Origin of the sequence: Nocardia sp. NPDC057440, from assembly GCF_042802915.1 — a bacterium.
GTDB lineage: Bacteria > Actinomycetota > Actinomycetes > Mycobacteriales > Mycobacteriaceae > Nocardia.
The window spans coordinates 197,456-220,896 of sequence record NZ_JBHVDF010000005.1 but is presented as its reverse complement, the minus strand read 5'-3'; the positions used below and the strand labels follow the sequence as shown (position 1 = coordinate 220,896).

Genomic DNA, 23,441 nt, shown 5'->3' with positions numbered 1-23,441 from the left:
TTTGGGGGGGGCGGAGCTGTCTGCGGTGTTCCCCCCCGCGCCGGGCGCCCCGCCGGGGCGTCCCCACGAAATTCCCCCCCGCCCGGGGGGTTGTGTTTTTCCCCGGCGCGCCCCCCCCCCTTCCTGCTCTCAGTGCTCGGACGGGTGGTCAGACCTTCGTCATGCGAAGGCCGAGTTCACGGCGAAGCAGTTCGGGCGAGGGGTGGCGGGCCAGTACACGCAGCACCGCCGGTCGTAGTTCCCGTTGCTCGTCGGCGGTGAGCATTCCGACGAGGTCGCGTAGATCCATGTCATCGAAGGCCGCGGTCATGGTGCTCAGATTACGGTCCCGCCGCAGGTTCGGCAGGTTTTCGGATTGCCAATATTGGGGGTAGTTCGGGCGGTATCGGCGCGTCATATTCCCGACTCGCCGTCGTAACGCGCTCGCGCGGCGAGCACGTCGTCCATCCGTTCCTCAGCCCATGACTTGATCACCGACATCACCGGTTGCAGGCTGCGGCCGAGCGCGGTGAGTTCGTAGTCGACGCGGGCGGGCACCTCGGCGGTGATCCGGCGTTCCACCAGTCCGTCGCGTTCGAGGGTGCGCAGGGTTTGGGTGAGCATCTTCGGGCTGACTCCGGCGATGGACCTGTTGATCTCCGTGTAGCGCCGTGGGCCGTCGGTCAGCGCGACGAGCACCAGGCTCACCCATTTGTCGCTGATCCGGTCCAGCAGCTGGCGGGTGGGGCACTCCGCGACGAACGCGTCGTACCGCTGTTTCGCCAGCGCGCGGTGCTGCGCCGCCGTTGTGGTCGCCATCGACTTCCCTCGCTACTCGTTACGCACTCTCAGGTAACTACTACCCAACGGATAGTAGCGGTCTTAGGTTGGTCGATGTCCACCAGGAAAGGAACATCATGCGTGCAGTAGTCGTCCGCGAGCCGGGTCTCGAAGCCGTTGTCGAGCTCGTCGAGGTGCCGACACCGCAACCCGGGCGCGGAGCGGTGCGGATCAAAGTCGCTGCGGCGTCGGTCAATCCGGTCGATCTGATGGTTCGCAGGGGGGTCGGCGGCACGCCGTTCGCCGAGCCGCGTGCGCAATGGGGCATCGGCTGGGATGTCGCGGGCACCATCGACGCGGTCGGCGCCGAGGTCACCGAATTCGAGCCCGGCCAGCAGGTGATCGGCATCAGCGATCGACTCGATGTCTCACTGGCCGCGCAAGCCGATTACGTGGTCCTCGAGGCAGGCAATGTCGCTCCCGCCCCGACCACCGTGAATTCGGTGGCCGCCGCGACGATTCCGCTCAACGGCCTGACCGCACTCCAGGCCCTCGCCGCCATCGACGCACGGCCTGCGCAATCCCTGCTGATCACCGGCGCGGCGGGCGCGGTCGGCGGTTTCGCCGTCGAACTCGCTGCCGCAGCGGGCATCCGGGTGATCGCCTCGGCCGCCGCCGCCGACGAGCAAGCGGTGCGCGCGCTCGGCGCCACCGACTTCGTCCCCCGCGAATCGTCACTGCCCGACGCGGTGCGCGAACTGATCCCCGGTGGCGTCGACACCGCCCTCGACGCCGCCGCCCTCGGCCCCCGAACCCTCGCCGCCGTCCGCGCGGGCGGCCGCTTCGTCTCGATCAGCGTCCCCGCCACCCCGATCCCGCTGCGCGGCACCACGGTGACGACCGTCCTCGTCCACGCAGACCGCGCGCAACTCGACGAGCTCGTAACAGCTGTCGACACCGGCAAACTGACCCTCCGCGTCGCCGACACCTACCCACTGGCCGCGGTCGCCGCAGCCCAACAGCGTCTCGCAGCAGGCGGACTTCGCGGCCGCTTGGTCCTGGTCCCCTAGCGCCGAACACCCCACGGTGCGCGCGGTCTTCTCGAGAACCCCTTCTCGAGCGAGCGTAGTGAAATGGTGGTTGGGGTGGGGACCGCCATTCACTACGCTCGGCGCTTTGATCGGAGTAGGGGCGGTCAGCGCACTCGGATCGGGTCGGATTTGGTCCAGCCGTTGCGGGTTTCGACCGTGACGCCGAGGGTGGCGGGGACGGCGTTGGGGGCGTAGGGGGTGAACTTTTCGAGGGAACCCCAGTCTCGGGACCAGTCGTGGCCGAGGTAAGTCGGGATGGTTCGGGACTTCAGGAGCAGGCCGGTCCAGCCGAGCGGGCCGCCGCCGATGTCGTCCTGCCAGGCGTTGGAGGCGTCGGAGCCGACGCGGTCGGGCAGGATGCGCCAGTCGGGGACCTCGGCCACGCCGTCGTGGTGATCGAAGGGGCGCTGGCAGGGGAAGGCCAGGCCGACATGCCAGTCGAGCAGGACCGGATTCGTCGAGCCGACAACGGAATTCAGGGTCGCCAGCTTGGGCAGCCGGGGCGGGGTGAGTGCCAGCCACTGCTTCTGGGTGATGTCGTTGTCCGCCGCGACCAGGCGTACCGCGTCGACCTCCAGCGGCAATTGGTCCAGTGGGACACGGAGATTGCGCCACGACGGTGCGGGGCCGATGTCCAGCGGGGTGACGGAGCCGAGCACATTCACGGTGCCGTCCGCGGCCCGCGTGCCGTACTCGAGCCGCAGTTCGGCCCCGTAGGTGACCACGCCATCCGCGTCGACCGAGCGGATCCGGCCCGCGGCGGTGATGGCCAGGACCTGGTATGCGGGGTCGTGGCGCATGCTGTCGGCCAGGTCGAGGTGATACCACTGCGAGGTCAGCTTGGCCTGCTGCTGATCGCTGTCCTGGTAGCTACCCATGACCGGTGTACGCGCCGGGTCCAGTCCGAACGGCAGGGCCACCGTGCTGCCGTTGATGCCGGCCTGTTCGCTGGTGCCGCCGCCGGTGCCCGCTCCGGTTGTCTTGGTGGTCTTGTTCTTCGAATCGGTATTCACCGAATTGGCGCCGCCCGAAACCGTTTCGTCGGCGTCGGCGGTGAGGTCGCTCGCGACGCCGTTGGGGGTGAAGCCCTTGGATTCCGCCGACAATCCGTCGGCGGGGGAGCCCGTGAGCGGCAGTAGCAATGAGTCCGGAGTGTCGGTCTCCACCAGCACCTCGTTGGCCAGTGCGCACGAATTGCCCGACAGCGACTCCAGATTCGACTTCGCGATGGAATACGCGGGGTACTGGGTGACCGCGGCCTTGGCCAGCGAGGCCACCTCGAACAGCACCAGCACCGCCGCGGCGATGGTCAGCGGGGCGGAGGCGAACCGATCGAAACGCGTGGGGGCCGAAGCGCTGACCCTCCGGTACGGCTCGCGATAGTGCAGCCACACCGCGACGACCAGCGCCACTCCACTGAGCACGAGGAACAGTGTGGAGATGCCCTTGCCCGCGATCAGCGGAGCCTTGTCCCACCACGGCACGCCGTAACTGGAGACGTACCACCAGCCGTTGGATCCGGTGAAGGTGATCGCCAGCAGGAACAGCACCGCGGCGGCGAACAGCGCCCTGTTGCGCGGCGCGCGAATGCCCTCGCTGCCCACCGCGACCGCGGCCAGCGCGGCAAGCGATCCGGCCAGCCCGGCGTACACGCCGAAGTGGTGGGTCCACTTGGTCGGGGTGAACATCATCAGCAACAGCGAGGCGAAGACGATACCGAGAATGCGTACCGACGGCCCGCGCGAGGTGCCGGGAATCCGCCCCTTGCGCAGCACCTGCAGCACGCAGATCAGCAGGCACAGCAGCATGACGAGCACGCCGAAGCGTCGCGACAGCGACCCGTCGGGGGCGAGCATCAGCAGCGAATCCCAGCGGGTGCGTTCATCGAACCAGGCCACATTCGGGCCGACGATGGTGCGCGCCCTGGTCGCTTCCATGACGGTCGCCAGTGTTTGATCGGCGAAAACCACTATCAGGACCAGGGTTCCGGCCGCGAGCCCAGGTGCGAGCAGCGCCGCATACCGGAAGAACGCGGCAAGCCGCGACGGGCTGCCGTCGGCACCGCGCCGCTGGGTGACCGCAGCGCCCTGGCTCTGGTCGCCGGAATCAGCATGGCCCGCGGCGGAATCCCCGCTACGACCGGTTTCGCCGCTTGCGACCGGTGCGCCGGTGCCGGATTCGGCCTTGGCGGCAGCGAGCTCCGCTTCGGCCTCGTCGCGCCGCACCCCGCCGAGCGTCCCCGCCGCGTCTTGTGCCCGCCGGATGATGATCTGCAGCACCGGTCGGGACCCGGCGATCAGCGCGGCGATGCAGATGAGTCCGGTCGGCCCGGCCGCCAGCGAGAAGGCGGCGATCAATACCGCGATGGCGGCGGGCAACAGGCGTCCTGTCGCGATGGCGCGTTCGATCGAGCACCAGGTGAGCAGCGCGCCCGCGGCGATCAGCGGTTCCGGTCGCAGGCCGTTGTCGTAGGGGAGCCAGAAGGCGAGGAAGACCAGCCCGGCCGTCCACAGCGCGACCTTGTTGCGTCGCACCCTCGCGCCCAAGCGGGGCAGCACTTCTCGGCTGATCACCAGCCAGCACACCACCCCCGCTCCCAATGCGGGCAGCCGCATCCACGGGCTGGCGTCGGAGACCTTGGTCATCCACGCGAGCACCTCGTAGGACCAGCCGAACGGCGCTTCCGGCACGGCGAACCAGCGGTAGTAATTGGCCATGTACCCGGCATGCTCGGAGGCGCGGGCCATGTTCAGGATGTAGCCGTCGTCGGAGGTGTTCGCGCCGATGAAGTGCCACAGCACCAGGAGGCCGAGCACCGCGCCGTCGGCGACGGTGAACCGCCACCAATGCGCGGGCAGGAAGCGGCGTGGCCGCCTGCCGTCGGCATTGTCGAGCAGATGCAGTGCGACCAGCGCGATGATCGTGAACACGGCAGCGGCGATCATCGCGGCCAGCTTCAGCGCGGACGGCGTCGAGGAGAACCGCGAGTCGATATCAATGTGCACCCGAGCGCCATCGAGCTGCGTGGCGTCCAGCGCGGTGAACACCCCGACCACCTGCGGCCGGATGTCCCTGGCCACGGTGTTGCGGAACGGCGTCCCGTCTTGGCGCTTCGCGCCGGCGAATTCGGCGATCGTCGCGGTGGCGGTCGCGGTGACGGTGACCGCCTCACAGCCCGCGATCTCGGCGACAGGGGCCGACAGCAGTGGGACGTCGCGCTGGACAAGCGCGAGTACGCCGTCGGTCACCGAGACGACAAGTCCCTTGGCCGTCGCCTGACCGGAGCCGTCGGGAACGGTCGACAGCAGCGTGCCCGACTCGGTCGCCCGCACGACCGCGCACGGCAGCGTCGCGCTCAATCGCTGTGGCACATAGGACACCAGCGGCGCCTCGACGCTGCCTGCACCGGCCTGAGGCCAGTCCAGCGTTGCCTGGTCCTGCTCTACCGGCAAAAGCGGTGTCAGCAGCGCCAACACGAATCCGAGAAGCCCGGAGACGAGGGCGATCAGGCGGTTACGGGTGAACGCTCGTGATGATCGGTCCGGTCGCACGGGGGTTGATGCTATCTACCGTCGTCTGTGATCCCCGCTACCGCAGCACCCGAACGTCCCAGAGCCACACATCCTCGACCCGGGTCGGGGCTACCGAGAGCAGTCGCGTCATGGTCGTGCGCAGCACGTCGACGTTCTTCGTCGACGGCAGCACCACCACATCCGCCTGCCAGAACCGGAGGTCGTCGAGGGCCCGGGTGCGCGCGTCCGCGTCGATGTCCGGCACGACTCCGGTGTCCTGCGCCTGGACGAGCAGCGCGGTGGTCGGCCTGGTCTCGGGTCCGTAGATGCCCTTCTTCGTGGTGCCGGTCGGGCCGACGAAATAGCCGCCCGCGAGTGCGAAGTCGAAGTTGGCGTCGGCCTGCCAGCGCAGCGCTCGGGCGTCGGCCGGTCGCGGTGGCGGCACCGTGACCACCGAACCGCCGCTCACGTAGTCGCGCACCGTCCCGTCGGCGAAGAACTCCGGCGTCGGCGCGCGCTCGGTCACCGGAAGGACGGTCGGCGCCAGTGGCAGCAGGGCGAGCGTCAGCGCCGCGAACCAGGCCAAGGGTTTCCAGTCGCCCGCGGACTGCCGCCACGATGCGACCGCGCGGTCGGTGGCCAGCGCGAGAATCACCGCGATCGCGGGGATGGCGGCCATGGTGAGCCGGGTTTCCAGCACGGTATTGAGCAGCGGCACGTGTTCGGCCCAATGCCACGGCAGTTCGATGCCGGTGGATTGCCTGCCCAACATGGCGACCGCGCCGAGCGACAGTACCCCGAACACCACGATCACGGCACCGGCGGCGCGCACCACGCGCGCCCGCCAGAGCAATGCCCCGGTGATGGTCAGCAACAGCAGCAGCGGCCACCCGAAGTAGGCGTTCTGCTCGGTCTCGTTGATCGCCACGTACTGGCCGGGCGCGAACATCCCGCCCAGCGATTCGGACGGGAACTGCACGAGGGCTTTCAGGTCATTGCCCATCGGCCCGTGGTCGATCGAGCGGTAGCTCTGTGGACCGAAGAACTGCCACCACAGCGGAATCTCGGTGAGCATCACCGTGATCACCGCCGCGAGGGCGACTGTCGGGACCAGAGCGCGCAGCGTTCGCAGCCCGGTGCGCGGCGCGTGCAGGTAGTACACAACGGCGAACAGGCCGAAGGCGAGCGCGAAGATCAGCAGCGGTTCCTCGCCGAGCGCGATCTGCATCGCGACCAGCAGGCCGAGTGCGACGCCGTCACGAATACGCCTGCGTGGCTTCCCTTCTCCCGCATCGCCACCGGTTGTCATGCGCCGTGCCAGGCGAATGATCACACCCGCGATGATCGGAAGCAGCAGCAGCGCGACAAAATTCGGATGGGCATTGGCATGCGAGATCATCGCAGGCGCGAAACCGCAGAACAGCCCGCCGATCGCCGCGGCGAGCCGAGACTCGGCGAGCTCCCGGGAAAACAGCCGATACCACGCGAAGGCCGTGCCGCTCAGGCCGAGCGTGAGCACCAGCACGAAGGTGACGGTCGGACCGAACATCAAGGTGATCGGGGTGAGCGGCACTCCCACCCCGAACATGGCCGTATTGGCCATCATGTTCACGCCGGCAGGAAAATTCTGCAGATCGGTGCCGAGCGGATTCTGCAGATGCGCCACCGAATGGGCGGTCACCGCGAAAAACCACTCCCACATCGTCTGGTCCTGACCACTCTTGATCAGATACCCGCTCTGTGTGTTGCGCCACTGCCCCGACAGCACGATGACCGCCAATGCGAGATAACTCACCGCGACGACCAGATCGCCGCGACCGACCCGAATCCGCGCCGGCCGCCGCTCCCCGACCGCCACCGGCCGGTCCGCTGGAGACACTCCGTTCGGTGTCGCTCCCGCTGAAACGACGCCTACAACTTCCAGTGTCTCGACCTGCAAACTACTCCTCCAGATGGCAGAACCAGCCGTCCAAAGTACCCAGCCACCCTGTGAACACCCTGGCAGCCTTGCTTCCCGGCGTTAGCGATATGGCCGAGCGGATGCCATCGAGACCTGCCCTCGGGCTCCCGCGTCGACCATCCGGCTGAGTCCCGGACGTCCCCGTCCACTTACCCATTCCGCCCGCAACCCACTCATTTCACACCGAGTAGCGCCCTCCGGGATATGCCACTCACCGACGCCGAGCGAGCTACGGCGCTGCGGACCCCGCCCGGCCCAGTGGCCGGCCGGGCAGGGTGTCCTGGTGATTCGCGAGGTGCCGCCGATCCTCGAGTTGCACGCAGCGGCGGCAGGCTCGGCGCGTCGCTCGTGGCGGATCCGGGTCTACTCGGTCACGGTGATGAGAGTGAACGGGCCGATGTCGGTGGTGGTGAAGTGGGGGTCGTCGAAGAGCTTCTTGGGGAACGTCACGGTGTAGCGCTTGACGTTGGGGTCGTTGGGGTAGACGTCCTCGGCCAGGCGCAGGGTGTAGTTGTCGCCGCTGCTGCGGAACAAGAAGGCGTCCGGTGCGCGCCATGGGGAGGTGGCGAGGGCGTCGAGCATGGCGCGGGGGGAGTCCAGCTTGCTCCAGCCCTTGATCGTGGCGGCGCGGCCCGCGAAGTCCGCCAACGGGTTTGCGTAGTGCGAGGTGAGGGCTTGGAAGCCGTAGTAAGGGTAGAAGGCGAGGAAACTGGTGTCGGCGGTGAGGAGCACCGTGTCCGAGCGTGGCCGACCGGTCTGCGCCAGTAGCGCGGCGTCCACCGCGCGGTAGTGCGACACCGCCGAGGGGCTGCGTTGGTCCGCGCGCTCGCCGTTTCCGTCGGTGTCGGTGTAGGCGGTGGTGATCTCGGGGGCGAGCACCCGGGGGATGTCCTGGGAGAACGCCAGCGCGCCGACGGTGGCGACAGCGATCACCGCGAGCCGGAAACGTCCCGGCTCGTTGAACGCCTGGTACGCGGCCCGTGCGCCCTCGACGAAGCCGAACGCGCCCGCCGCGGCGAGCAGCACGTCCAAGATCGGTTCCAGCCGGAACGAGAGCAGCGTGGTTCCCGCTGCCGTGGCCGCCATCGACAGCAGCGTCCACAGATAGATCGACACGACACCGATGCCGAGCGCCTGTGCTCGCCGCGACGAGGAAGCCCGCACCACCAGCCAGGCGGTGCCGATCAGGCACAGCCCGCCGAGCAGCGAGAACTGTGCCATCGGCAGCGGCAGTTCGGAGCCCGATACAGGCAGGTAGTGCAACGCGGTGCCCGACTTGGGAGTGGTCGTGCGCAGCCACTTCAGCAGATACGGCAGCCACACGGCGAGCGCGACAACCCCGGCGATCACGGCGATCACAGCCAGACGTACCAGCGGTGGAATCGCGGCGCGCCACGGCGACCCGCCGTCGGTAGTCGCGACCACTCGCGCCCGACGCGGATGCGCGGCGGCCTGCTGCTCCCGCACGGCGAGCCCGGCAGCGATCAGACCCATCAGCCCGATCGCGAAGGCCGCGAGCCCGAAGTACAGCGTGTAGAACATGGCCGCGATGCCGAGGAACAAACCGGTCCCGACAACCGCTCCCCAGCCGCCTGCCGTCCGGCCGCCGCGCTCCGCCGAGACGATAGCGCCCGCCGGTGCCGCCGCGCCGCCACTGTCGGCCACGCCATCGCCGTCGGCTATCAGGGCGGCAGGTCGTGCCGCCGATTCGTTCCGGCCGAGCTCACCCGGCCGATACAACGCACCCCAGGCGAGCACCAGGGCGGGCGGCAGCAGGATGACGATGACGGCGCTGTAGGCCTCCGGTGCGGCGGTGGTCAATGCGACCGCCGTGATCGCCGCGGTGACGCCGATCGCCCAGTCCGCGCGAATCAGCTTGGACCACAGCACGAGCGAGATCGCCGCCGCGACAGCGAGCGACCCGATGGCGTACGGCTTGAAGACTTCCCAGCCGTCCATACCGAGCACATTCGCCACGCGCCCGCCGATCCAGAACCACCCGGCGGGGTAGAACGGGGGCAGGTCCGCGTAGGTCATGTCGTGCAGTGCCGCACTGTCGGTGAGCCGTGTCAGATACTCGGTGCGAAACTCCTGATCCACCGAGACGCCGAACAGATACAGCTTGGTCGCCGCGAGTGGCATGCCGAGGGTGAAGGTGACGAACGTCGAAACCCCCACCCACGACAGCAGTTTCGCCGCCAATGGCCACCGCCGGAGGCGAATGAGACCGATCGCGACCGCGAGCATCACCGCGGCGAGGACCTGACCCACCGTGGTCAACGCCCGAGTCACATTGGACGAGTTGAACGCGGGCCACTGCACCATCGAAAACGCCACCAGCCCAACGGCGGCCACGATGACGGCGACAAGAGCCGCCGAGGCCGCTTCACCAAGGCCGGAGCCGATGTACCGCGCGATCAGTGCGCCACGGGTCGGTCGTGAGGCGGTGGAGCGTACCGCGGTCGCCGTGGTCATCGAACCGCCTCGTCGCCGCGCAGTGCTGCCTGCCGATCGGACTGTGTGGCCGCATCCAGCGCGGCCACCGTGCAGGCGACCCTGCCACGAGATCGGCGCACCTCGAGGTGGCTGCCGCGATCTTGTCCGAATACTCGCATTGCATCTCCAGATTCACTGGGTCGGCTCGGTGATCGTTGCGCCCTACCCATTACTCGGCATTGCGCAAGGCCGCGACGCAGGCGACCGGCGCTTATGCTGCCAGGTCCTGGCGTGGTACGCGCGCACCGCACGCGACCGGGTGCGTTCCGGCCGGTCTCGAGCTGATCGGCCGCGGCGCCGCGCCTTCTTACGGGTCCGCACCCGCTCCGAGCACCGCAGGAGCTGCGGTTCCCGGGAACGGGTGCGGAGGGCCGAGGCGCGGCAGGCAAGCTCAGATGGGCAGCTTGCGGAAGATCGGGCGCGGGATGTGGCGCAGGATCATCATCACGAAGCGGAAGGCGCCGGGCGCCCAGATCAGCTCCCTGCCCTTCTGGGAGGCCGAAACCGCAAGCGCCGCAATGTCTTCCTTGTCGACAGTGAGCGGAGCTTCCTTGACGTGTGCCGAGAACCTGGTCCGCACCATGCCGGGCCGGATCACCAGCACGCGCGGGCCATGGGGGCGCAGCGCCTCGCCGAGACCGAGGTAGAAACCGTCGAGGCCGGCCTTGGTCGACCCGTAGACGAAGTTCGAGCGGCGTACCCGCTCACCGGCGACCGAGGACATGGCGATGATGCGCCCGAAGCCCTGCGCCTTCATCTTCTCGCCGACCAGCACGCCGACGGAAACCGCCGCGGTGTAGTTGATTTCGGCGACCTGCACGGCCTTGCGCTGGTTCTGCCACAGCTCTTCCGGATCGCCGTCGAGAGCGAAGGCGACGATGGCGACATCCACATCACCGGCGTCCCAGGCCGTCTCGATGACCTTCGGGTGGCTCTCGGTGTCGAGTGCGTCGAAGTCGATGACCTCGACCTCACTCGCGCCGGCCGCCTTCATCTGGGAGACCGCGTCCTCGCGCACCGGATCACCGGGCAGCGCGGCGAGAATGATTCGCGCGGGACCCTTCTTCAGGTACTCGGCGCAGATCGCCAAACCGATCTCCGAGGTACCGCCCAGCAGCAGGATGGACTGTGGGTTGCCTACGGCATTAATCACTGGAGCTCCAGCCTTCTCGCCATATCGGACATGAAAACGCCTGTGGGATCGACACTCCGGCGGACCTTGATCCACTCGTCGATCCGGGGGTACATCTTGTGGAACGCCTCCGCGGTGGTACGCGAGTCCTTCGCGGTGTACAGCCGCCCGCCGAACTCCATCACTCGCTTGTCCAGCTCGCCGACCAGCTCGTTCAGTCCCGGTTTGATGGGGAAGTCGACGCAGATGTTCCAGCCCGGCATCGGGAAGCTCAGCGGCGCCTGGTTACCCGGCCCGAACAGCTTGAAAACATTGAGCGCCGAGTAGTGGCCAGAGGCTTGGATGTCGATGATGATCCGCTTGAATTCCTCGACCGCCTCGGTCGGCACCACGAACTGGTACTGCAGGAATCCGTTGGATCCGTAGCCCCGGTTCCACTCCGCGATCATGTCCAGCGGGTGGTAGAACTGCGTCAGGTTCTGCACCTTGCCGGTGTAGTTGCCGCCCATCCGGTAGTACGCCTCGCCGATGGACATCAGCGTCACCTTGTTCATGGTCCAGTTCGGGAAGATGTCCGGAACTGTCATGAGCTGGGGTGCGTCGAATTTCAGCGGCTTGCGCTGCAGCTTCGCGGGCAGCTCGTCGAGCTTGGCGAGGCGGCCGCGGGTGATGGTGGCGCGGCCGAGCTTCGGCAGCGGGCTGATCACGTCGAACCACGCGCTGGAGTAGGTGTAGTCGGCTTCGCTGCCGTCGCTGTGCGCCGCGATCGTCTCGTCGAGGGTCGTCGTCTTGACCCCGTCGTTGAGGAAGTAGGCGCTCTCGGTGACCACCATCTCGATGGTGGCGCGCAGGATGATGCCGGTGAGTCCGTTGCCGCCGACGGTCGCCCAGAACAACTTGGCGTTGCGCTTCGGTGTGAGGTGCTGCACCTGCCCGTCGGCGGTGAGCAGATCGATCGAGCGCACGTGGTTGCCGAAGCTGCCCTCGCTGTGATGGTTCTTGCCGTGGATGTCGGAGGCGATGGCGCCGCCGATCGTCACCTGGCGGGTGCCGGGTAACACCGGGACCCACAGCCCGAACGGCAGCGCGGCCTTCATCAGCTGATCCAGGCTGACCCCGCCGTCCACATCGACGATGTGGGTGTCGCCGTCGATGCGGTGGATGCGGTTGAGCGCGGTCATGTCGACGACGAGGCCGCCGGCATTCTGCGCATGGTCGCCGTAGGAGCGGCCGAGCCCGCGCGCGATCACACCGCGGCGCAGGTGGGCAGGCTTGCTGTCGTTGTCCTCGGCGACCATGGCGACGGCCTTGGCGATCAATTCGGGATCGCTGGTCGAGAGCACTTCGGAAGAGGTTGGTGCGGTGCGACCCCACCCGGTCAACGCCCGAGTGCGTGTCGGCAGAGCGAACGCATCATCGGGGGTGTTGCCGGAGTTGATACCGGAAGTGGTGGCGGTCGGAGCTTTCGTGGACATCGGGATAGAGGCTACATGCATGGCCGGACATACGGTCGGCCTCGCCGTACTCCCCGGTTCGGGAGGCCGGGCCAACGCCCGCCCACATCACCGGCCGCCTCCCGCTACGCTCGTCGCGTGCATGCCGAACCCCACCTCCCGCTCCCGGCCGAGCTGCCGCTTGTCGACGAGCCGGGCGGCACCGATGTCGACCTGAAAACGCAGATCATCCGCTTCGGTGTCACCGGCGGATTATCGGCCGTCGTCGACTACGGGATCTACAGCCTGCTGCTGAATCTGATCGGGCTGCCGGTCAGCGTCGCCAAGGCGATCAGCTTCATCGCGGGCACCACCACCGCGTATCTGATCAACCGCCGATGGACCTTCCAGGCGCCGCCGAGCCGAGCCCGCTTTATCGCGGTGGTGGGTCTCTACGCCATCACCTTCGCCGTCCAGGTCGGCATCAACGCGGTGCTCTACGCCACACTGGCGGACCAGTGGTGGCGGCAACCGCTGGCATTTGTCGTAGCCCAGGGCACCGCCACCGTCATCAACTTCGTCGTCCAACGCCTGGTCATCTTCAAAATCCACTGACCCCGGACAAGAGCTCACCGGGGGTAGTACAAGGGTGGCCCGGAGCCGCCATCGCTCTACCCTGATGCCCTTTCGCTATGGGGTGGTGTGCTGATGGGTCAGCGTGGGGCCAAGGCGGTGGTGGTGAGGTCGGCTGCCTCGCGGGATTGTGCTTTGGTTCCGAAGTAGTCGCCGCCCTTGGCGCGGACGTTGTCGGTGCCCCAGTCGCGTTGCTCTCGCGCGGCGGGCATCAGGTGCGGAATGTGTTTGCGGCAGTGGATGTAGGCCTCGTCGATGTCGACCACCACCCAGCGCTCGGCCGCTCGGCCTTTGTGGCTCTCCGGCAGATCGGACACCGATCGGCGCAGGTTCTCGTCGTCCATGATGCGGGCCGAACCGTTGATGTGCAGGCCGATCAGATCGCGGACGAAATCGATGAGCAGGATGCCGACGTGCGGGTTCTCCAGGATGTTGCCGAGGCTGGCCATGACGCCGTTGCCGCGGTATTCGGGATAGGCAATCGTGCGTTCGTCGATGACGTGCAGAAAGCCTGGCAGGCCCGCGCGGAAGCTGGCGTCGCATTCTCCGTGCTTGTCCGAGGTGGCGATGAAGGCCATGTCCATCCGTGCGATGAATTCGATCATCGTGGGGTTCAACCGGTCGAGCACCTGGTCGTCGTAGAAACGGCCTGCTCTGTCCTGGGTGTTGTACCTGTCTTGTAGTTCGCGCTCGCCGTCACTGCCACACTGTGTGCCGGGCATCTGTGCCCCCTCTGGTAGCCGGAGTCCGGCTACTCGGGGTTCGACGCTGAACCGCGACTAAACCGAAATCCTATCCATCTTAATGGGTTTCGCCGGGCAAAGCTACAAAATCCATCGTGAGAATGTATCGAATGCTTAATTAGCGCAAGGGTTTCCGTAAGTTAGCCAAAAGCCGACCGACCGGAATTTTGCCGGTCGGTCGACAGCGAACGCGGCGGGCGCTCAGGCGGGCGTCAGGGTGACAGGGACGCCGTTGAACACCGCGTTCCCGGATGGCACGTCGACCACCGAATCATCGGTCAGCACATTGGCATTGACCCCCGCGTGGTCGCGCGCCACCGCCTGGGTGCTGTCGGTGTGACCCCAGCCGTGCGGCAGGCTCACCACCCCGGGCATGATCGCGTCGGTCGGCTCCAGCGGCACCGTCAACGATCCGGCCGCCGACTTCACCACGGCGTTGTCGCCGAGGCCGAGGCGCGCCACATCGGCGGGATTGATATGCAGCGTGCACTTGTTCGACCCGCTCACCAGCGTCGCGATGTTGTGCATCCAGCTGTTGTTGGACCGCAACTGGCGTCGGCCGATCAGCACCAGATCCGGCGCGGCGTCGGCGAGCCTGCCGCGCATCCTTTCGACATCGTCGAGCAGCTGTTGCGGCGCGAGCTCCACCGTCGTGGACGCCGTGCGCAACGCTCCCGGCAGTCTAGGCTGCAGCGGCCCGAGATCGATGCCGTGCGGATTATCGAGCAGCACTTGCAGATTGAGCGTGCCGCCGTTCCACTCGCCGTACGGGCCAAGGCGCAGCATCATGTCGATGCGCTGCTCGGTGCTGTTGTCGCCGATCAGTTCCGGCCGCCGGTCTGCCAGCCCCGCCTTGTGCAGCGTGCCCGCGATGACCAGCTCGTCCACCGCGGTGAGCGGGTCCTGCCCGCCGGTCCCGTCGTGCGGCCTTCCGGTCAGCGCAGCAGCGAGCCGAGCGATGACGCCCGCCTCAGAGGGACGATCGCCGAGCGGCACGAGTGGCCGCGAATAGCGCGCATAGTTACGGACCGCGAACTGCAGGAGCGCGAAGTCGTAGTGCGGCGACTGCACCGGCCGCGGCGGCGGCAGGATCACATCGGCGTGCCTGGTGGTTTCATTCAGGTACCTGTCGACACTGACCATGAATTCGAGCTGTGCGAAGGCCGCGTCCAGCCGGACCCCGCTCGGCGCCGAGAGCACCGGGTTACCCGCGACCGTGATCACCGCCCGGACCTGCCCCTGGCCTGGTGTGGTGATCTCGTCGGCCAGGGTGGCCACCGGCAGTTCGCCCATCGCCTCGGGCAGTTCACGGACCCGGCTGGCCCAGCGGCCGGTGCGGAACGGTTTGGTGCGGGCGATGCCGCCGGCAGCGGCGTTCGCGAACATCGCGCCGCCGGGGGAGTCCAGATTGCCGGTCAGCACGTTGATCACATCGACCAGCCACTGGGTGAGGGTGCCGAATTCGGCTGTGCAGGTGCCGATTCGGGCGTACACCGCGGCGGTCGGCGCGGCCGCGAGATCCTGCGCAAGCCGGACAACGGTCTCGGCAGGTACTCCGGTTCGCGCGGAGACCACCTCCGGGGTGAAATCCGCAGCGGCCGAGCGCACGTCATCGAGTCCGGAAACTTCGACGCGCACGTCGGTCAGGTTCTGCGCGAACAACGTGTGGACAATTCCGAACAACAGATAAGCATCGCTGCCCGGCCGAATGAACAGATGCTCGTCGGCGAGCTTCGCGGTGCGGGTCGCCCGAGGATCGACGACGACGAATCGGCCGCCCCGATTGCGCATCGCTTTCAACCTGCCGGGGAAATCCGGCGCGGTGCACAGTGATCCGTTCGACTCCAGCGGATTCGCGCCGAGCATGAGCAGATAGTCGGTGCGATCGAGATCCGGCACCGGCACCGTCAGCGGATCACCGAACATCAGCCCGCTGGCCACCTGCTTGGGCATCTGGTCGGCCGTGCTCGCGGAATAGAAATTCTTGGTGCCGAGCGCGCGGATCAGCACCGGCGCATAGAGCGCGCCCGCCACCGTGTGCGCATTCGGATTGCCTAGATACAGTGCCGCGGACTGGTTGCCGTGCTCGGCCACGATCGCGGGGAAGCGTTCGGCGATCAGGTCGAACGCCTCGCTCCAGGAGGCGGTGCGCCACGTGCCGGTCGCACGGTCGCGAATCATCGGTTCGGTCAGCCGGTCCGGGTCTTCGTCCAGATGACCGAAGCTCGCCCCCTTGGGGCAGAGGAAGCCCTTGCTGAACGGATCCTGCCGATCACCTCGGACCGAGGTCACATGGTTGTCGGGATCGAGGGTGATTTCGAGTCCGCAGACCGCCTCGCACAGCGGGCAGGTGCGCAGCAGCGTGCGGGACGGATCGGTGATCTGGGCCATACCCCATCATCACCTGCGGCGACGCAGAGTGAAACAGCAATGACCGATAACCGCAATGCGGCTATCGGTCATGGTGGGCCGGGTAGTGCGGACCCTGCCCTGATGCAGGTGTCTCAGCAGGCGACGCTGGTAAGTGCGGGGCGCTGCTTGCGTGAGGTCGCCGAACGGACGGCCGCGCTGATCGCGACCACCGGCGGGATCCAGCGGGCCTCGTTCGGCGAGATGCTCCAGCAGGCCGAGCCCGCCATCAACTGGGTCGGCGGCAGCGGGATGCCATCGCCGTCGGTGTAAACGGTCGCGCCGGCCTCGCGCAGCGCCTCCAGCGCCATCGCGGCCTTGCGGACGCCGGTGACCAAGTGGATCTCGCGACGCTCGGCGCCGGGGATCTCGATCACGGGACCGGACAGGTTGTTCGCGCGGAGGAACCGGCGCACCTCGGCGGCCAGCTCGCCGCTGACCTCGATGCCCGACAAATCGGCATCCGTGATCAGGCAGATTCCGTTCGTCGTTTCAGCGATCGTCCACCCGCGCTGGATGTACTCCTGCGCCGCGGCAGTCATTTCTGCCGCCGAGACGGATGTCGGAAACGTGGTGCGCACTGTCTTTCTCCATTCCCCGATGAACTGGGTCCTGCTGCATTCATGGGTCGTATCGGCGAGGGGTGGCATGGACGTTACGGGTTTTCAAAAGATCTTCACGAGTGTCGTATGCGTCTCACTCGAGCGGGCTCGCTATGGCAGGTTTCCGGCCGTCTCTTGGCGGGTCGGCGCGATGCGGGGAGGATCGCGACATGACCGATGAATCCAACGGCGTTCCGGCGCCGGATTCGGATGAATACGAGACCGACTCGCGCTGGATCGCGTGGAAAGAGTCCGCCTCCCGGCGGTTCTCACGCTCCGCCGTCTCCGAGGATGAGCCCGCCGAGCCCTTCGAAAGCCCGCGCGCCTTCGGTAAGTGGAGCGTCGAGGCCGCACGCGGACTGCTCGACGTGCAGTTTCACCGCCCGGCGACCAGGACGCTGTTGCCGCTGGCCTACATGCTCGGTTTGGCCTTCGCGGTGGCGCTGCCGATCGCGCTGATCGTGCTGATGTGGCAGGTCTCCGCGGTGCTCGGGGTGCTCGCCGCGCTGGTGGCGGTGCCGCTCGGGCTGACCATCGCGGCCGTGGTCCGGCTGCTGCTGGAATTCCTGGTGAACGCGTCCAGGCTGGCGACAAGGGTGGAGCACATCAGCGAGCTCGCCGACGATCTGTTCCAGGCGCTTTCGGATGTCGCGGAGCCGGTCAACCAGCTTTCCGAGGATGTCCGCGCGGTGCAGTTCTGGCGGTTCCGCAAGGGCGGTTCGCGCAAGTAGCAACCGATCTGAATTGCCGTGTCCGACAGCGCTCGAACCAATTCGGCGTAGCTACGTCATCGGCGTATCTGTGACACCCACAGTGCTGTCTGTGAGTTTCATTGTGAAACAATGCTGTTCGGATGTCCGATGCCAACGATGGACATCAGGTAGGTAGCGTCGCACTCACGTTCACGGGAGGTTCGCGAGCAGCAAAGACGCCCGGCACGAGGGGGAAGTATGGCTTCACCGCACGGCACCACTGGTTCGACGATGCCGCGCAGGCAACTGGGCCGTCACCTCCGCGATCTGCGCAACCGAGCCAGAATGACCACGAGGATGGCCGCCCAGCAGCTCGAGTGGTCCGAAGCCAAGATCTGGCGGATCGAAACCGGCCAGACCTCGCTGCGCAGCCTGGATGTCGAAGCCATGTGCAAGATCTACGGTGCGCCGAGCGAGCTGGTCGAGCCGTTGACCGCGCTGGCAAGGGAAACCAAGGCCAGGGGTTGGTGGACTGGCTACAGCGATGTGATCACCGAGGGTTTCGAGGTGTACATCGGGCTGGAGGAAGCCGCCAGGCTGCTGTCCACCTATGAGAACGAGCTGGTTCCCGGCCTGCTGCAGACCGAGTCCTATGCGCGCGCGCTGCTCGCCGCGGGCCGCCCCGACGCGACGGACGCCGAGATCGAGCGCCGGGTGCAGTTGCGAATGGCGCGGCAGGCGTTGGTGACTCGGAGTGATTCGCCGCTGCAGCTGGACGTGGTGATCAGTGAGTCGCTGCTGTGGCACCGCATCGGCGGCGGCGAGGTGGCCGCCGAGCAACTCGAACACCTGCGGCGCATGTGCGATCTGCCCAATGTGCGAATCCAGGTGGTCCCCTCGGACTCCGGCTATCACGATGGCATGGACGCGGGCCGCTTCGTGCTGCTCGATTTCGCCGAGGTCGCCGCGGGCGAGCTGACCGAACCGGCGGTCGTCTACGTCGAAGCGTTCACCGGGCCGGTCTACCTGGACAAGGAACACGAAACAGCGCGGTACCGAAAGGCTTTCGCCGGTGTCAAGGCGGCGGCGTCGGATGCGCGGGTCGTCATCGATGAGGCGCGCGCCGGGGTGTGATCGGTTGCGACAGCGGGCGATCAGTGCTGCCTAGGTGCAGCGCTGGTCGCCGTCCCAGGTGTTCTCGAGTATCCCGCGATGGGTCGGCAGTGCCTGCTCGTAGACCTTGCGGCCCTTGTCGGTGAGGCAGACGAAGATCGCGCGGCGGTCGTCGGCGCACATGGTGCGCGAGACGAGCCCATCGCGTTCCAGCCGAGCTACGGCGCGGGAGAGGGCGCTCTGGCTCAGATAGATGTCGTTGGCCAGATCGCTCATCCGGTAGTTGCCGCAGTCGGCGTCGATCAACCGGTCCAGCGTCTCGAACTCGCTGAGCCCGATCTCGTGCTGACCCTGTAGCGCCTTTTCGAGAGCGCAACTCACCGCCGCATGCCGGTCGAGCAGCTCACGCCACTCTCCCACCAGCCCGGTCGGCGCGACGGTGCGCCGGGCTGCGTCTGGAGTCGACACCTTCGACATGGCCCCATCTTAGTGGCCCCCAGACTTCGATGCAAGTGCATTAGTTGTGTTGGCATCTAATGCACACGCATGTAATGTACCGCCCATGACTTCTGCGGCAACCAGAACGGCCGCCCAGGCGACCGATTCGATCAGCTGGTCCTTCCGTCTCTGGGGGATGCTGATCACCCTCTGCATTGTGTTGTTCCTCGACGGTCTCGACGTTTCGATGATCGGAGTCGCGCTGCCGTCCATCGGCGCCGAACTCGAGCTGTCCACCTCCACCCTGCAATGGCTGATCAGCGGCTACGTGCTCGGATACGGCGGCCTGCTGCTGCTGGGCGGACGCACCGCCGACCTGCTCGGGCGGCGCAAGGTCTTCCTGATCGCGCTCGCGGTCTTCGCGATCGCCTCACTGGCGGGCGGCCTGGTCACCTCGGGCCCGCTGCTGATCCTCACCCGCTTCGTCAAGGGCCTTGCCGCCGCCTTCACCGCGCCGACCGGCCTTTCCATCATCACCACGAACTTCGCCGAGGGCCCGGCGCGCAACAAGGCGCTGTCCATCTACACCGTGTTCGGCGCGGGCGGCTACTCCTCCGGCCTGCTGTTCGGCGGGCTGATGACCGGCGTCGGCTGGCGTTGGACCTTCCTGCTTCCGGTGCCGATCGCGCTCGCCGCGCTGGCCGCCGCCCTCGTGCTGGTGCCCAAGGACGCGGCCGCCGAAGAGGGCGGTCACGACATCCTCGGCGCGCTGTTGTCCACCGCGGGCATGCTGCTGTTGGTCTACACCGTGGTCACCGCGCCGGAAGTGGGCTGGGGATCGGTGCGCACCATCGGTTCGTTCGTCGCGGTCGTGGCGCTTTTCGCCGGTTTCGTCATGGTGGAGAAGCGGGTCGCGTACCCGCTGGTCCGGCTCGGCATCCTGAAGAAGTCGTCGCTGGTGCGGGCCAGCCTCGCGATCATCGCGGTGGCGGGGTCCTACTTCAGCTGGCAGTTCATCGTGACGCTGTATATGCAGGACTCGCTCGGCTGGTCGCCGCTGAAGCTGGCGATGGCGCTGCTGCCGGTCGGGCTGCTCGTGGTGCTGTCGGCGTTCTTCTCCGACAAGCTGGTCGACCGGTTCGGCACCGGGCCGATCATCGCGGTCACCATGGTGGTGATGGCCATCGGCTACCTGCTGTTCCTGCGGCTGGACACCGCACCGTCCTACTGGACGATGCTGCTGCCCGCGGTGCTGCTGATCGGTATCGGCTGGGTCGGCTTCCCCGCCATCAACATTCAGGCGACCAACGGTATCGAGGACGACGAACAGGGTCTTGCGGCCGGCGTGCTGCAGACCTCCATGCAGGTCGGCGCGGCGATCGTCCTCGCCGTCACCACCGCGATCATCTCCTCCGGTGCGCACACCGGCACCTCGCCGTCGGCAGTGCTCGCCGCCTACCGCCCCGGACTGGAGTTCGCCGCGGGCATCACCATTGCCGGCGCCCTCGTCGCGCTGCTCGCCTTCCTGCCCAAGCGGCGCGAGCGGGCCACCGAGCCGGAGCCGGAGGTCGAACTCGTCGGCTGACCCCGCTGCGGCCGAAGGAAAGCCGAACGCCACCACCCGCCGCGGTGGTGGCGTTCGGCTATTGCCATCGGATTACGAAAAAGGTGGTGCCACAGTGTCTTTAGGGGAGCGGACGTAGGTCAGCGGCCTGCCGTCGCGGCCGACCGTAGGCCAGTCGATGCCGAGCTGTGGATCGAAAGCATCAATGTCCCTGTCGAATTCGGGGCTGTACTCCAGCGAGCAGAGATAGGTGACGGTGGAGTGATCCTCCAGCGAAAGGATCGCGTGGCCGAGGCCCTCGGAAAGGTACATCGAGCGCCGGTCGACGTCGTCGAGGACCACGCTGTCCCACTGTCCGTAGGTGGGGGATCCCTGGCGCAGGTCGACGACAACGTCGAGGAACGCACCGCGCACGCAGGTCACGTATTTCGCCTGGCCCGGTGGGTCTTCGGTGTAGTGGATGCCGCGCAGCACGCCGGCGGCGGAGACCGAGCAATTGACCTGTCGCAGGTCGAACGCTCGCCCGGTCATCTTCTCGAATTCGGAGGCCTTGAACGATTCGAGAAACATGCCACGATCGTCACCGAACTGACGCGGGGTGATCACCCAGGCGCCGGGCACGGCGAGTTCACGCAACTCCATACTCACCAGTCCCGTCCGCGCTCGAGCAGGTCGAGCAGATAGCTGCCGTAGCCCGAACGGACCATCGGTTCCGCCGCCGCGCGCAGCTGCTCGTCGTCGATGAAGCCCATCCGCCACGCGACCTCTTCCGGCACACCGATTTTCAGACCCTGCCGCTGTTCGATGGTGCGGACGTAGTTGGCGGCGTCCAGCAGTGAGTCGAAGGTGCCGGTGTCCAACCATGCGGTGCCGCGGGCCAATACGTCGACCTGGAGCCGATCCTGTTCCAGATAGGCCCGGTTGATGTCGGTGATCTCGTATTCACCGCGCGCGGAGGGGCGCAGCCCACGCGCGATCTCGACCACGTCGTTGTCATAGAAGTAGAGCCCGGGGATGGCGTAGTTGGACCGCGGCGTCTTCGGCTTCTCCTCGATCGATACCGCGCGACCTTCGGTGAATTCGACGACGCCGTAGGCGGTCGGGTCCGATACCCAGTAGGCGAACACCGCGCCGCCGTCGATCTCCGCGAAACGGTTCAGGCTGGTGCCGAGGCCGGGGCCGTGGAAGATGTTGTCGCCGAGCACCAGTGCCGCGCGATCGGAGCCGATGTGGCCCGCACCGAGCACGAAGGCCTTGGCGAGGCCGTCGGGCTGCTGCTGGACGACGTAGTCGATGGCGATGCCGAATTGGCTGCCGTCGCCGAGCAGCCTGCCGAAGGCCTCGGCGTCCTCCGGGGTGGTGATCACGAGGATGTCGGTGATGCCCGCGAGCATCAGCGTGGACAGCGGGTAGTAGATCATCGGTTTGTCGTAGACCGGGACGAGCTGCTTGCTCACCCCGCGCGTGATGGGGTGCAGCCGGGAACCGGTGCCGCCCGCCAAGATGATTCCGCGCATGGGGAGGAGTCTGCCAGTTTCGCCTGGCCCGGAGTCGGGGAGGTTCCGACTCGCCCACAAATTGATCACAAACGTTTGGTGCCCGGGCGCGCCGGGCGATTGTTGTTGCGTAGGTCACGTTCACGTGATGTTCTGAAATATCACTGTGTGAGATGTCAGCGTCGACAACTCGCCCGCGACAACCTCCGGTCGGGCTCGGCGCGCCAGTTGTGAGGTAGGTGCGCGATGTCCGCGAGCAGAGTCGGCGAGCCCGGTGTTGTGATGAATCCGGATGGCCAGAGCGCGCACTCCCGAATGTTGCTGGCGACGTGCCTCGGGGTGGTGCGGCCGGTGTTGCGAGTCGCGCCCATCACCCGCGCCACGATTCCCATCGGCGCGGCCGCGATCGACACCCTCGCGCGGTTGCGCCCGGAGCCGCGGGGCGTGGACCGGGAGCAGGTGGAATTGAACGGGTTCCGGCTCGAGGTCATCCGTCCTTCCGGCGGCTCCCGCGCGCTGCGTCATGGCGCGGTGCTGTACATGCACGGCGGCGGATTCGCGGTGTGCGGACTGCGCACTCATCGTCCCGTCGCGGCCAGTCTGGCCAGGCGCACTGGACTGCCGGTGGTGAATGTCGACTACCGCCAGCTGCCCGCACAGAGCATCACCCAATCGGTCGACGACTGCATGAGCGCCTACCGCTGGCTGCTGCAACACGGCGCGGACCCGGCGCGGATCGTCTTCGCCGGCGATTCGGCGGGCGGCTATCTGACTTTCGCCACGGCGCTGCGCGCGATCGAGCTCGGGCTGCCGAGCCCGGCGGGCCTGATCGGGCTGAGCCCACTGCTCGATCTGGACTACGCGGCCAAGCGCGACTACATCAACACCGCGCGTGATCCTTACATCCCGCTGTCCGCGCTCGCCGCTGTGGTGCGGATCGGGGCCGAGGTCGACCGTCGGCTCGATCCGATGCTCTCGCCGGTCAATCGTGCGCTGGCCGGCCTGCCACCGGTGCTGTTGATCGCGGCCGAGGACGAAATACTGCGCTACGACTGCGAACTGATGGCGCAGCGGCTCACCGCGGCGGGCGTACCGAACTCGCTCGAGCTCTGGCGCGGCCAGGTGCACGCGTTCATGAGCATCTTCCCCAACCTCCCCGAGGGCAGAGCCGCGTTGGCCAGGGTCTCCCGATTTGTGCGCGCTCGCCTCGAGCAGCCGGAGCAGGCTCGGACGGCCTGATCACGGTCGGCCGGACGAGTCGATACCCCCCCCCCGGCTTTTTGGGGGGGGGGGGTTTTTAAAACGGGGGGGTGCGCAACAAACAAAAAAACCCGCCCAATTTGGTTGATTAAAATTTATATTTTTTTG

General features: G+C 67.1%; 20 protein-coding genes. 6 read left to right on the top strand and 14 right to left on the bottom strand.

The genetic code is table 11. The features are described from left to right. Nucleotides 1-148 precede the first annotated feature (148 nt). The gene (locus tag ACFU4Z_RS12565) at nt 149-310 is read right to left on the bottom strand and encodes a hypothetical protein (RefSeq protein ID WP_379062104.1); all 162 of its coding nucleotides are present in this window, start codon (nt 308-310) and stop codon (nt 149-151) included. Nucleotides 311-393: 83 nt separating this feature from the next. Further along, complete coding sequence (locus ACFU4Z_RS12560) at nt 394-798, bottom strand: winged helix-turn-helix transcriptional regulator (protein ID WP_379062101.1); 405 nt, start codon at nt 796-798, stop codon at nt 394-396. A gap of 98 nt (nt 799-896) precedes the next feature. Here ACFU4Z_RS12560 and ACFU4Z_RS12555 point away from each other — a divergent pair, with 98 nt between their 5' ends. Next, complete coding sequence (locus tag ACFU4Z_RS12555) at nt 897-1,829, top strand: NADP-dependent oxidoreductase (protein ID WP_379062099.1); 933 nt, start codon at nt 897-899, stop codon at nt 1,827-1,829. Nucleotides 1,830-1,954: 125 nt separating this feature from the next. Here the strand turns inward: ACFU4Z_RS12555 and ACFU4Z_RS12550 are convergent, their stop codons facing one another. The 6 genes from ACFU4Z_RS12550 to ACFU4Z_RS12525 form a co-directional block, all read right to left on the bottom strand. Beyond that, complete coding sequence (locus ACFU4Z_RS12550; RefSeq protein ID WP_379062096.1) at nt 1,955-5,401, bottom strand: arabinosyltransferase domain-containing protein; 3,447 nt, start codon at nt 5,399-5,401, stop codon at nt 1,955-1,957. A gap of 37 nt (nt 5,402-5,438) precedes the next feature. Further along, complete coding sequence (locus ACFU4Z_RS12545) at nt 5,439-7,241, bottom strand: glycosyl transferase (protein WP_379062094.1); 1,803 nt, start codon at nt 7,239-7,241, stop codon at nt 5,439-5,441. 444 nt (nt 7,242-7,685) lie between these two features. Beyond that, entirely contained in the window at nt 7,686-9,797 is a 2,112-nt protein-coding gene (locus ACFU4Z_RS12540) for a galactan 5-O-arabinofuranosyltransferase (protein ID WP_379062091.1), read from the bottom strand. Next, nucleotides 9,794-9,937, bottom strand: a complete 144-nt coding sequence (locus tag ACFU4Z_RS12535; RefSeq protein ID WP_379062089.1) for a hypothetical protein — start codon at nt 9,935-9,937, stop codon at nt 9,794-9,796. The genes ACFU4Z_RS12540 and ACFU4Z_RS12535 overlap by 4 nt, the downstream gene beginning before the upstream one ends. Before the next feature lie 272 nt (nt 9,938-10,209). Next, entirely contained in the window at nt 10,210-10,971 is a 762-nt protein-coding gene (locus ACFU4Z_RS12530) for a decaprenylphospho-beta-D-erythro-pentofuranosid-2-ulose 2-reductase (RefSeq protein ID WP_379062087.1), read from the bottom strand. Next, nucleotides 10,968-12,425 (bottom strand): FAD-binding protein, encoded by a 1,458-nt coding sequence (locus ACFU4Z_RS12525; RefSeq protein ID WP_379062084.1) that lies wholly within the window; start codon nt 12,423-12,425, stop codon nt 10,968-10,970. The genes ACFU4Z_RS12530 and ACFU4Z_RS12525 overlap by 4 nt, the downstream gene beginning before the upstream one ends. Before the next feature lie 117 nt (nt 12,426-12,542). Here ACFU4Z_RS12525 and ACFU4Z_RS12520 point away from each other — a divergent pair, with 117 nt between their 5' ends. Next, nucleotides 12,543-12,998: a GtrA family protein gene (locus ACFU4Z_RS12520; protein WP_379062081.1), complete on the top strand. Its 456-nt coding sequence runs from the start codon at nt 12,543-12,545 to the stop codon at nt 12,996-12,998. A gap of 98 nt (nt 12,999-13,096) precedes the next feature. On the opposite strand, the gene ACFU4Z_RS12515 is transcribed toward ACFU4Z_RS12520, so the two are convergent. The 3 genes from ACFU4Z_RS12515 to ACFU4Z_RS12505 form a co-directional block, all read right to left on the bottom strand. After that, nucleotides 13,097-13,738, bottom strand: a complete 642-nt coding sequence (locus ACFU4Z_RS12515) for a pyridoxamine 5'-phosphate oxidase family protein (RefSeq protein ID WP_379062079.1) — start codon at nt 13,736-13,738, stop codon at nt 13,097-13,099. A 222-nt stretch (nt 13,739-13,960) separates the two neighbouring features. Further along, on the bottom strand, nt 13,961-16,150 hold the full coding sequence (locus tag ACFU4Z_RS12510) for a molybdopterin-dependent oxidoreductase (RefSeq protein ID WP_379062077.1): 2,190 nt from the start codon (nt 16,148-16,150) through the stop codon (nt 13,961-13,963). 113 nt (nt 16,151-16,263) lie between these two features. After that, a complete protein-coding gene (locus ACFU4Z_RS12505; RefSeq protein ID WP_379062074.1) occupies nt 16,264-16,749 on the bottom strand; it encodes a hypothetical protein in 486 nt (161 codons plus the stop codon). Nucleotides 16,750-16,940: 191 nt separating this feature from the next. Between ACFU4Z_RS12505 and ACFU4Z_RS12500 the strand changes: the two genes are divergently transcribed. Together ACFU4Z_RS12500 and ACFU4Z_RS12495 are read left to right on the top strand one after the other, a co-directional pair. Beyond that, nucleotides 16,941-17,501, top strand: a complete 561-nt coding sequence (locus tag ACFU4Z_RS12500; RefSeq protein ID WP_379062070.1) for a DUF4282 domain-containing protein — start codon at nt 16,941-16,943, stop codon at nt 17,499-17,501. A 219-nt stretch (nt 17,502-17,720) separates the two neighbouring features. Further along, nucleotides 17,721-18,596 carry a helix-turn-helix domain-containing protein gene (locus tag ACFU4Z_RS12495; RefSeq protein WP_379062067.1) on the top strand — a complete coding sequence of 292 codons (876 nt, stop codon included), beginning with the start codon at nt 17,721-17,723 and terminating at the stop codon, nt 18,594-18,596. Nucleotides 18,597-18,626: 30 nt separating this feature from the next. On the opposite strand, the gene ACFU4Z_RS12490 is transcribed toward ACFU4Z_RS12495, so the two are convergent. After that, a complete protein-coding gene (locus tag ACFU4Z_RS12490) occupies nt 18,627-19,052 on the bottom strand; it encodes a MarR family winged helix-turn-helix transcriptional regulator (RefSeq protein WP_379062064.1) in 426 nt (141 codons plus the stop codon). Nucleotides 19,053-19,137: 85 nt separating this feature from the next. Between ACFU4Z_RS12490 and ACFU4Z_RS12485 the strand changes: the two genes are divergently transcribed. Continuing rightward, nucleotides 19,138-20,598 (top strand): MFS transporter, encoded by a 1,461-nt coding sequence (locus ACFU4Z_RS12485; RefSeq protein WP_379062062.1) that lies wholly within the window; start codon nt 19,138-19,140, stop codon nt 20,596-20,598. Nucleotides 20,599-20,670: 72 nt separating this feature from the next. Here the strand turns inward: ACFU4Z_RS12485 and ACFU4Z_RS12480 are convergent, their stop codons facing one another. Together ACFU4Z_RS12480 and rfbA are read right to left on the bottom strand one after the other, a co-directional pair. Beyond that, on the bottom strand, nt 20,671-21,219 hold the full coding sequence (locus tag ACFU4Z_RS12480; protein ID WP_379062539.1) for a dTDP-4-dehydrorhamnose 3,5-epimerase family protein: 549 nt from the start codon (nt 21,217-21,219) through the stop codon (nt 20,671-20,673). A gap of 2 nt (nt 21,220-21,221) precedes the next feature. Next, entirely contained in the window at nt 21,222-22,094 is an 873-nt protein-coding gene (rfbA, locus tag ACFU4Z_RS12475) for a glucose-1-phosphate thymidylyltransferase RfbA (RefSeq protein WP_379062059.1), read from the bottom strand. Nucleotides 22,095-22,319: 225 nt separating this feature from the next. On the opposite strand from rfbA, the gene ACFU4Z_RS12470 reads away from it, so the two are divergent. Beyond that, nucleotides 22,320-23,312: an alpha/beta hydrolase gene (locus ACFU4Z_RS12470; protein ID WP_379062055.1), complete on the top strand. Its 993-nt coding sequence runs from the start codon at nt 22,320-22,322 to the stop codon at nt 23,310-23,312. Nucleotides 23,313-23,441: the final 129 nt, after the last annotated feature.